Source organism: bacterium (genome assembly GCA_024224155.1).
Taxonomy (GTDB): Bacteria; Acidobacteriota; Thermoanaerobaculia; order Multivoradales; family JAHEKO01; genus CALZIK01.
This window is the reverse complement of record JAAENP010000364.1, coordinates 37059-44971: the sequence shown is the minus strand read 5'-3', so window position 1 is coordinate 44971 and position 7913 is coordinate 37059. Positions and strand designations below refer to the sequence as shown.

The following is a 7913-nucleotide window of genomic DNA, read 5'->3' as shown; positions in this document are numbered from 1 at the left end:
TCCGGGATGTCTTGCTTGATGTGATGCCGGAGTATCGGCTTGGTGTACTTACGGAACCGCTACTACGACCCCGAGATCGGGCGGTTTATCTCAGTTGATTCTAAGGAGTACCAGGACGCACCGAGCCTCTATCAGTACGGGCTAAGCGACCCCTTCAACAATGTGGACCCGATGGGGAAAGAGGTCTATCTGGTGTATCGGGAGTTCAATAAGGACTGGTTACGAGAACGCTATCCCAAGGTAGGCCACGTGTTCCTCGCGTTCGACGGCCAGGGACTCGAGGATCCGGGGAAGTGACGGAGGTTGGTCCGAGACCTTGGAAAGCAAGAGGAGCCTCCCCGTAACCCCAACCCTGAAGCCGAGACGTTCTCCTTTCACCCGTGGAAGGTTCGAGAGGTGGGCGGCGCTCAGGACTCGAGCAACGACCTGGGTGGGACAGTCTGCACGATGGGTTCGTTCATTGGCTACAGCGACAAATTTGACCAGAGGACCTTCCAAGGACTCGAGGGAGGGGCTCTTCAGTCGCAGATTGTGCCTTTGGGCGTCACGCAGGATGTACAGGAGCGCTTGTATCGAGTGGCCATTGCGTCGCGCAACATCAACAACAAATCGCCACTGAGTGGCGACATCGGGACGTACAAGCTCGGTACGAATAACTGCGGCACCTGGGCGAAGCACATCCTAGAGTCGAATCAAATTGCGTTGCCGAACGAGGCTAAAGACTGGAACGAAGGTATTGGACTTGGTGGCAAGTGGGACACGAATCCCAGGACTGGTGGCGTTATTGAGGGAATCACTCAAGGTGTATGTATCGGAGGTCTCACCGCGCGTCAGATCGGTGCTGCGGCGCGGAAGCCCAAGGACAGTTGGGAGGCCGGGATTCCGAGCTACGAACCTACGCCACCGGCACCGCCAGGGACCCCGCCAATCGGCAATGAGAGAGGCTGTGTAGATCAGGTGACACAGCGACGAATCGGTTGATGTCAACACCCGAAAGCCAGTTTGGTCAGGGGACACTTCTGACCATTCTGTTCTTGAGTCTGGCGATTCTCGGTTCAGTTACAGGTTGCGGGGCCTGCGAGGACGACTACGACGGTGCACTAAACTGCGGCCGGCTGGAGCGGACTCGCTTAGTCGGTGAATGGCGTCTGCGGGAGTTTCAGCATGCCGGAGTTAGTGCAGAGATACCGACAGACGTTGATGAGCACTTCGTGTGGGATTCCAACGATGCGTTCATTGGTCTCCATATCGCCTCGCCGCCATGGTGGGTCCTGGATGAAGCCAGGCCTCTGCTCAAGATTCCACTGAAGCGGATGCGCCCGTTGCCTATAAGGTGCCGTCTCCGACATCGACCATCTGGGGGTCGAGATAGTAGTAGACCCCAAGAAACTCGACCGAGAGGGTGTAGCTGTAGGTGCGCTTCACTGTCGCCTCTTCGTGCTTCACGACAACGTCGCCGGGGCTCACTCTCCACTTGAGATCGAGCCGGTCGGTTTCCGGCCTCATCGGGTGGATGGTGAGGTCGTGAAACCGCCACGGACAAATCGGTTTCTGCTCTCGGCTTCCGAGATCGAAACCGTAATGAGTATCCTGTCACCGCTTTGCGGCTCAATCTTCTCGGCGGGCTGACTTGGCTTTGGCCTCGCGGAGGAGGTCGACCGCCGCCTGGCCGATCACTCGGCGCTGGGAGGCGGTCTTGGAGTCCTCGAGAGTCAGGATGCCGGCGTCGAGGTCGACGTCCTTCCACCGGAGGCCGTCCAATCCCCCGCGAAGGGCCGAGCCTCGCGGGAGGCCACAGCGTCTGCCCGCCCCTCCGGGTGGCGCGTCCGGCATGCTGCGGGTGTAGAAGGGGAACCAGCCCCGAAAACGGCAAAGCCGCCGAAAGACGGCGACGCAAAGCCACGGGTCCGAGACCCACCTCCAGACCGCCGAGCTGCCGAAGGGCACTGAGGAGGTGGAGTCATGAGACGGACGACACTGGATGGGGTCTTCTTCGGGATCCTGCTACTGGTCTCGGTACAGGCGGCTGGAGCTTCCGCGCCACACCCCGTGGCGGTGTCGCCGGGGAGTCCGACGGGCTCGATGATCGGCGACACGTGTCCGACCTTCAGCTGGGGTTCCGTCGCCGGGGCTCGCTCGTACGAGCTGGTCGTCTACCGGCTGGGCGACGGGGGCGAGGAGGCAGAGCCAGTGCTGCGGCAGAGCTTCGCGGGTTCGGTTTCTAGCTGGACACCCTCACTCGCCCGCTGCCTGGAGCGGGGCGGACAGTACGCCTGGACTGTCCGCGCTACCGGCGAGAACGCGAACACTGGGTGGTCGGCTCCGAGCTTGTTCGAGGTGGCATCGGGCCCGAGCGAGGTGGAATTCGAGCAGGCTCTGGCATTGGTGCAGCGTTACCTGGAACAGCACGATGGTCCGCCTGATCGGGCTCCGGAGCCGGAGAGCGGGGGCCCTCTCTCTGGGGCTACCCCTCCTGCGACCAGCGCCGCGGCGTCGAGAGTCGCGGTCGAAGCGGAGGCTTCGACTGCGGGGCCATCGGTGCTCGCCCTTGAGCCGCCGGTTATCCCAACGGTCTCACTGGTTACGGAAGGGGCTCTCGTAGTTGGGACCGCCACGCCGCTAGCGGACGTTCACGTGGTCGGCAGGCCAGCGATCGGGAGCCTGTTACTGGCCCCGGACGAGCCGTCCGCCAACCAAAGCTCGGAGATTCTCCTGGCCGAGGACGACGACGGCACCTACGGGATGGTGATTCGGTACGACGGACAGATCAGCAACACGCTGGAGATCTGGGGCCGCTTTCAACGATGGGAGTCCGGCCCCTGGCTGACGATCCATCGCGACACCGGAACCACGACCTTCAGAGGACCGTTGGTTGGCATCGATCCGGATCCACCGTGTTACAGCGACACCCACAGATTCGTAAGCTGCGGCAACGGCACTGTGACGGACACGGCTACGGGGCTGATCTGGCTCGAGGATGCGGACTGCTTCGAGAGAATGCTTTACCAGAGTGCCAACGAGGCCGCCGCGGCTTTCTGGGATGGCGCAACGGGCTATCCGGGAGATGGTGACTGCGGCTTGACGGACGGCTCCCGACCCGGAGACTGGCGCCTCGCGACTGCGGAAGAATTCAAAGCGCTTTTCAACGAGGACTGTGAGGACCCGCCCGAGATCATGGGCAATGGAACGGCCGATGCCGAGGTCAACTGCTACTCGGAGTACCCCTGGGCGGGACCTCTGCGGTCAAGCTACTGGACGATGGAAACCGTCCCCTGGGTCCCGGACAAAGCGAGGACAGCGAACGTCAACGTCGCTTCGATTGGCTCCCATGTCAAGTGGGTTGAAAGCGCCGTTTGGCCGGTTCGAGGCCCGATGCGTGGTGGAGAGTGAAACGGTGAAAGGACACTCATTCCGCCGGCGGGCGCATTCGCTAGTGAAGCGCAACGACAAGAGAACGCGCCTGGGAATGCTCAGAGCTCGAGACCTGGCGTGCCCGGACGGATCGGCCTCTCCCCTCGGCTCCGGAAATCAAGACCTGAATGAGTATCCTGTCACCGCTTTTCGCTTGAAAGCCTCACATCAGATCGAACGCCATGGGAAGGCATGCCGGCCCTTGACCTAGTCCGCGATGCAATAGCTTGGTGGAAGACTCAGCTTCGCGAAATCGAGAGCGATATCCGCGTGCCGGTCGGAGCCGGGCGGCACGCCAGCCCAGGACCCGGAAAAGGGGCGATGCTGCTCGTTGACTACAACGGTCCCTGGCGGGGACTATCCTAGCGGCAGCTCCCTAGAAACTTCGTCCCCGGCTCGGTCAGAGTCACCATGTCGCCGGTGTCCATGTCGGTGAGCATGAGCGTAAAGGGCGCGGGGCCGCCCCTCGTGGTTACATCCACGAAGAAACCGCCAACTTCTATGCAGTCGTCCATAACGTCGAGGAGCACGTCCGTCGAGCCCTTAAAGAGGATAGCGCTGTCGTTGTCGGCCTGAAAGACTTCGAAGCCTGGCACCTCGGCCATGATGTCCCCGTTCGGCCCCTCGAGGCATACAACGCCTGGTCCCTGGACGCAGTCCGGGCCAGCGTGCATCGTGCATTCCCCAGTGACCTTACCTACCTTCTTATTCTTCCTTCCCTCGATCTCGATTAGGAACCAATCTGGATCATCGTCGGTAAAATCAAATTCTTCGAATATAAGCTCCCCTGGCGGCGTGAACTCCGCCGTCCCGGGGCGCTTCGTTTTGGAGACGTCAGTCCAGACGACATCATCCACCAACTCAGTGCTGTCGCAGACTTCTCCGTCCGAACCCGCCCACACGCTGACCTCAAAAGACGCTCCCTTCACCTTGCGTCCGTTGCGAGAGGCGGTCACCGTGCAACCAATGGTGACGTTGTCTACATTGATCAACTGGTCGGAAGGATCGAGTGCGATGCAGAGGCTCCCGCCGACGTCTTTGGCGCGCAACCCGTTCGCTTGTAGGACGATCTTAGCCGTGCCCCAAGCGTCTTGCGCTTGGCTGAGGCCGGGGAAGGCCAGTGCGCTCAGCACCATTGCTATGCCAAGGCGTTTCAGTGAGTCAGATCTGTGCATGGGAGCCTCCTCTGTTCGAATTTGAGTCAGATAGTACACGACGATCGGGGACGGTGACGGCAACAGCAAGAGGATGCGCCTGGGACCGTTCAGAGCCCCAGACCTGGAGCGTCACGGACGAATCGGTCTCTTTCCTCGGCTCCGGAAATCAAGACCTGAATGAGTATCCTGTCACCGCTTTGGCGGGGCCTTTGCCGGCGGCGGCGTGCGGACCCACCCGAGCGGGTGGTTCCGGAAACGCGGACGGGTGGAGCGTCGTGCTTTTTGTCAGGTTTCGTGATCCGGCGGCAATGTAAATAGATAGAGGCGGCTCAATGGAGCTCCAGTGGGTTCAGGTGCAGGGTGAAAGAGCGAAGCCAAGCCGAAGCACTGGTCGGGTTCGAGCATGATCAACTTTGAACTAGGTTTGAACCTTGCGGCAGGAGCGGTCCTTCTCACGGGCGCGATCTGGTCGATGCGAACTCGCGACCTGGAGCAGCAGGACAATCTGAAAGCCGCTTGTCTGGCGTCTCTTCTGGCGAGTTTATGGCTCGGGGGCTGCGTTGTCCTGATGTTCAGGTACTGGGGGCAAATGAGCGAGGCCCAGCTCGTGATGGCCGGTCTTGCCGCCGGCTGTTTCTTGGTCAGCGCGGTCTTCATGGGCACCCGTGCCTATCTGATACGCAAGGCTCGATAGTAGAGGGAATCCGGCTGAGATCGGCCCGCGACGGGTCGGCCGGTAGAATCTCCGCCGTGCATGCCGGCCCCGATTCGGCCCAGGTCCGAAAGGAAGCGCCTTCCCGCGCGATGAAAGGCAGATCGGCCCGCCTTCTGCTGCTGGCAACGTCTGTTCTCGTCGCTCTGGTCGTCGCGGAGCTGGGCTATCGGGCCGCGCTCCTCAGCGACGGCGAGCGGTTTCGGAAACTCAAGGACCCGGCGCTTTATGCGGACTACTTCTCCGAGGACCTCCATTGGAAGCTCCATCTGCTGCTGGATGGAGAGTCCAAGCCGCCTCGGCGCCCGCACCCGGTTTTGGGCTGGGTGGGGAAGTTCTCGAGAGCGGACTTGCGTCACCGGGACTCGGCCCGACTCGCGGGGCGCCGGCCGGTTCTGCTTTACGGCGACTCGTTCGCCGAGTGCGCCGGGGACGTCGCCTGCTTCGAGGACATCCTCAATCGGGATCGTGAGTTCAGCGAAGAGAACTACCTGCTCAACTACGGCGTCGGTGGCTACGGAGTCGACCAGTCCTTGCTTCTGCTCCGGAACACGGTCGAGCTCTTCGATGATCCCTTCGTGGTCTTCAGCCTCTTTCCCTACGATCTCGCCCGCAGCGCGCTTTCGATTCGCATTGGCCAGAAGCCTCGCTTTGAGGTCGTCGACGGCGCATTGGAGTTGGAGCCGACGCCGATCTATGAGAGTGCCGAGGCGTTCGTCGCGGATCATCCGCCGCGCGCGGTGTCTTATCTCTATCGAAGAGCCGTCTTCAGCGACCTGTTGCCGGCGTGGCTCTCTCGGACGCTTCGCCGAGAGGCTTGGCAGCGCCAGCGCAAGATCGAGGTCAGCGAGGGGATTCTGTCAGCGACTCTCGGAGAGCTGAGGCGACGCGACCTCGGATTCGTCTTTCTCGTGTTTCACGGCGAGCGCCCGTCGGACAACCCCTTGTTCGGTGGCAGCGATTGGCGAGAGGAGTTTCTGCGCCGCTGGCTCGAGGGGAACGGCGTGCCCTACATCTGGTCGAAGGACGTCGTGGCGGGGGATCGCGGCTCCCGCGGTTCTCGGAGTTCTCGGGAGTGGGGCTCGGCGACTCCCGCTCGCTACATCGACCCCGAGAGCTCCCACCCCACGGAACACTTCAATCGGATCGTGGCGCGCGAGATCAGACGGCGGGTGCTCGCGAGCGGGAAGTCTGGCGCGGGCCGAGACCGGCCCTAGAGAGACACGGTCTCGAGTGGCGCGACCTGGGCCAGGGCGTCGAAGTCCCGGTCCCGGTGGACGACAGCCAGCGAGTTCCGCAGGGCGCACGCGGCAATCAGGCAGTCCGTGCCGGAGCGCACCGTGAGCCCGAGCCGTCTCGCCGAGCGATAGAGCCCGACGGCTTCTTCAAAGATGCTCGCCTCGAGAGACGATTCGACCATGGGCAGCGACAGCATGGCTTCCCGGGCCAATCGGAAGGCTCGCTGGTCGTCGAAGCCCTGGAGCACTTCCTGGATGACCGGCAGGCAGGTCACGACTTCCTCGAAGTCGAGGTGAGCTTCGAGATCCAGGGGCCGTCGCTTGCGGAACACCTCGACCCAGATCGAGGTGTCAAGAAGAAGCACGTTCGGCCCGTTTGGCTTTCGGCTGGTCGCCCCTCATCTCCGCCAGCTCGCCTCGCCACAGCCCGGAGCCGCGCAGCTCGAGGATTTTCCTGGCTTTCGCCCGCCGCACGAAATCCTCGAGCGCCCTGGTGACTGCTTTCGAGTAGGTGCGCTCGCCGCTCAGGCGCAGGGTCTCTTCGAGAACGTCCTCGGGAAGCACAAGATTTGTACGTTTCATGTGTATATTGTGTAATCCGGCTCGACTCCGGTCAAGCGAAGTTGGAAGGCTCATGCCATTCGAACGGCCCGGCTCCTGCCAGAGTTCGCGCGCTCCGAGCATGTCTTGTCAGGCTCTTCGCGGTAGAATGCTGACAGAACCAAGGGATGACTTACCGTCCACGCCTCGTACTGCGCCGAGCTGAGATACCTCAGCGCCGAGTGGAGCCGGCGGAAGGAGCCGGAGAGTGCCATTCGACTATCAACCGACTCTGAAAGGCGACCTCGTCGAACTCAGACCGCTTCGCGCCAAGGACTACGACAGCCTCTATGCGGTCGCCGCCGACCCACTGATCTGGGAGCAGCACCCGGTCAAGAACCGCCACGAAGAAACGAGCTTCCGGGCGTTCTTCCGTGAGTCCCTGGCGTCAGGCGGAGCGCTGATCGTTATCGATGCCAAAGCTCAGCGCGTAATTGGGTCTGCGCGCTTCCATGACTACGACGAGGACCGAGATGAAGTGGAAATCGGTTGGATATTCCTGGCTCGGTCGCACTGGGGAGGAATCTATAACGGGGAGCTGACGCGCCTCATGTTGCGGCATGCGTTTCGGTTTGTGAGTGGCGTTGTCTGGCTTGCCGCTCCACAGAACCTGCGCTCGCAGCGGGCCGTGGAAAAGGTCGGCGGTGTGCGGGTGGGATCGAGGCCCGACGATGGCGGTCGCGACAGCCATGTGTACCTACTCACTGAGTCAGCGCTTGCTAGCCCTTGAAGTGGCGTGCTCCTCAGTGTGAAACCACGATACGAATCCGTCAGCAGGATCAAGAGTTGTGCCGA

General features: G+C 61.9%; 11 protein-coding genes and 1 riboswitch. Of the genes, 6 read left to right on the top strand and 5 right to left on the bottom strand.

Annotation, left to right across the window (positions count from 1 at the left end; genetic code table 11):
• Window positions 1-42 precede the first annotated feature (42 nt).
• Window positions 43-297 (top strand): hypothetical protein, encoded by a 255-nt coding sequence (locus GY769_18460; protein ID MCP4203904.1) that lies wholly within the window; start codon window positions 43-45, stop codon window positions 295-297.
• Between the two features lie 150 nt (window positions 298-447).
• Window positions 448-981, top strand: coding sequence for a hypothetical protein (locus tag GY769_18455; protein MCP4203903.1), 534 nt, complete (start codon window positions 448-450; stop codon window positions 979-981).
• A 345-nt stretch (window positions 982-1326) separates the two neighbouring features.
• Here GY769_18455 and GY769_18450 read toward each other — a convergent pair whose 3' ends face one another.
• Both GY769_18450 and GY769_18445 read right to left on the bottom strand, forming a co-directional pair.
• Complete coding sequence (locus tag GY769_18450) at window positions 1327-1506, bottom strand: hypothetical protein (protein ID MCP4203902.1); 180 nt, start codon at window positions 1504-1506, stop codon at window positions 1327-1329.
• A 102-nt stretch (window positions 1507-1608) separates the two neighbouring features.
• On the bottom strand, window positions 1609-1761 hold the full coding sequence (locus tag GY769_18445) for a hypothetical protein (GenBank protein ID MCP4203901.1): 153 nt from the start codon (window positions 1759-1761) through the stop codon (window positions 1609-1611).
• Window positions 1762-1858: 97 nt separating this feature from the next.
• Window positions 1859-1941: riboswitch (cyclic di-GMP riboswitch) on the top strand.
• A 21-nt stretch (window positions 1942-1962) separates the two neighbouring features.
• Between GY769_18445 and GY769_18440 the strand changes: the two genes are divergently transcribed.
• The gene (locus tag GY769_18440; protein MCP4203900.1) at window positions 1963-3390 is read left to right on the top strand and encodes a DUF1566 domain-containing protein; all 1428 of its coding nucleotides are present in this window, start codon (window positions 1963-1965) and stop codon (window positions 3388-3390) included.
• Window positions 3391-3773: 383 nt separating this feature from the next.
• On the opposite strand, the gene GY769_18435 is transcribed toward GY769_18440, so the two are convergent.
• The gene (locus tag GY769_18435) at window positions 3774-4586 is read right to left on the bottom strand and encodes a hypothetical protein (protein ID MCP4203899.1); all 813 of its coding nucleotides are present in this window, start codon (window positions 4584-4586) and stop codon (window positions 3774-3776) included.
• A gap of 454 nt (window positions 4587-5040) precedes the next feature.
• Between GY769_18435 and GY769_18430 the strand changes: the two genes are divergently transcribed.
• Complete coding sequence (locus GY769_18430) at window positions 5041-5262, top strand: hypothetical protein (protein MCP4203898.1); 222 nt, start codon at window positions 5041-5043, stop codon at window positions 5260-5262.
• 110 nt (window positions 5263-5372) lie between these two features.
• Window positions 5373-6497, top strand: coding sequence for a hypothetical protein (locus tag GY769_18425; GenBank protein ID MCP4203897.1), 1125 nt, complete (start codon window positions 5373-5375; stop codon window positions 6495-6497).
• Here the strand turns inward: GY769_18425 and GY769_18420 are convergent.
• Together GY769_18420 and GY769_18415 are read right to left on the bottom strand one after the other, a co-directional pair.
• Complete coding sequence (locus GY769_18420; protein ID MCP4203896.1) at window positions 6494-6883, bottom strand: PIN domain-containing protein; 390 nt, start codon at window positions 6881-6883, stop codon at window positions 6494-6496. The genes GY769_18425 and GY769_18420 overlap by 4 nt on opposite strands.
• A complete protein-coding gene (locus tag GY769_18415) occupies window positions 6870-7100 on the bottom strand; it encodes a type II toxin-antitoxin system VapB family antitoxin (GenBank protein ID MCP4203895.1) in 231 nt (76 codons plus the stop codon). Before GY769_18415 ends, GY769_18420 begins: the two co-directional genes overlap by 14 nt.
• A gap of 226 nt (window positions 7101-7326) precedes the next feature.
• Between GY769_18415 and GY769_18410 the strand changes: the two genes are divergently transcribed.
• Complete coding sequence (locus GY769_18410) at window positions 7327-7848, top strand: GNAT family N-acetyltransferase (protein MCP4203894.1); 522 nt, start codon at window positions 7327-7329, stop codon at window positions 7846-7848.
• Window positions 7849-7913: the final 65 nt, after the last annotated feature.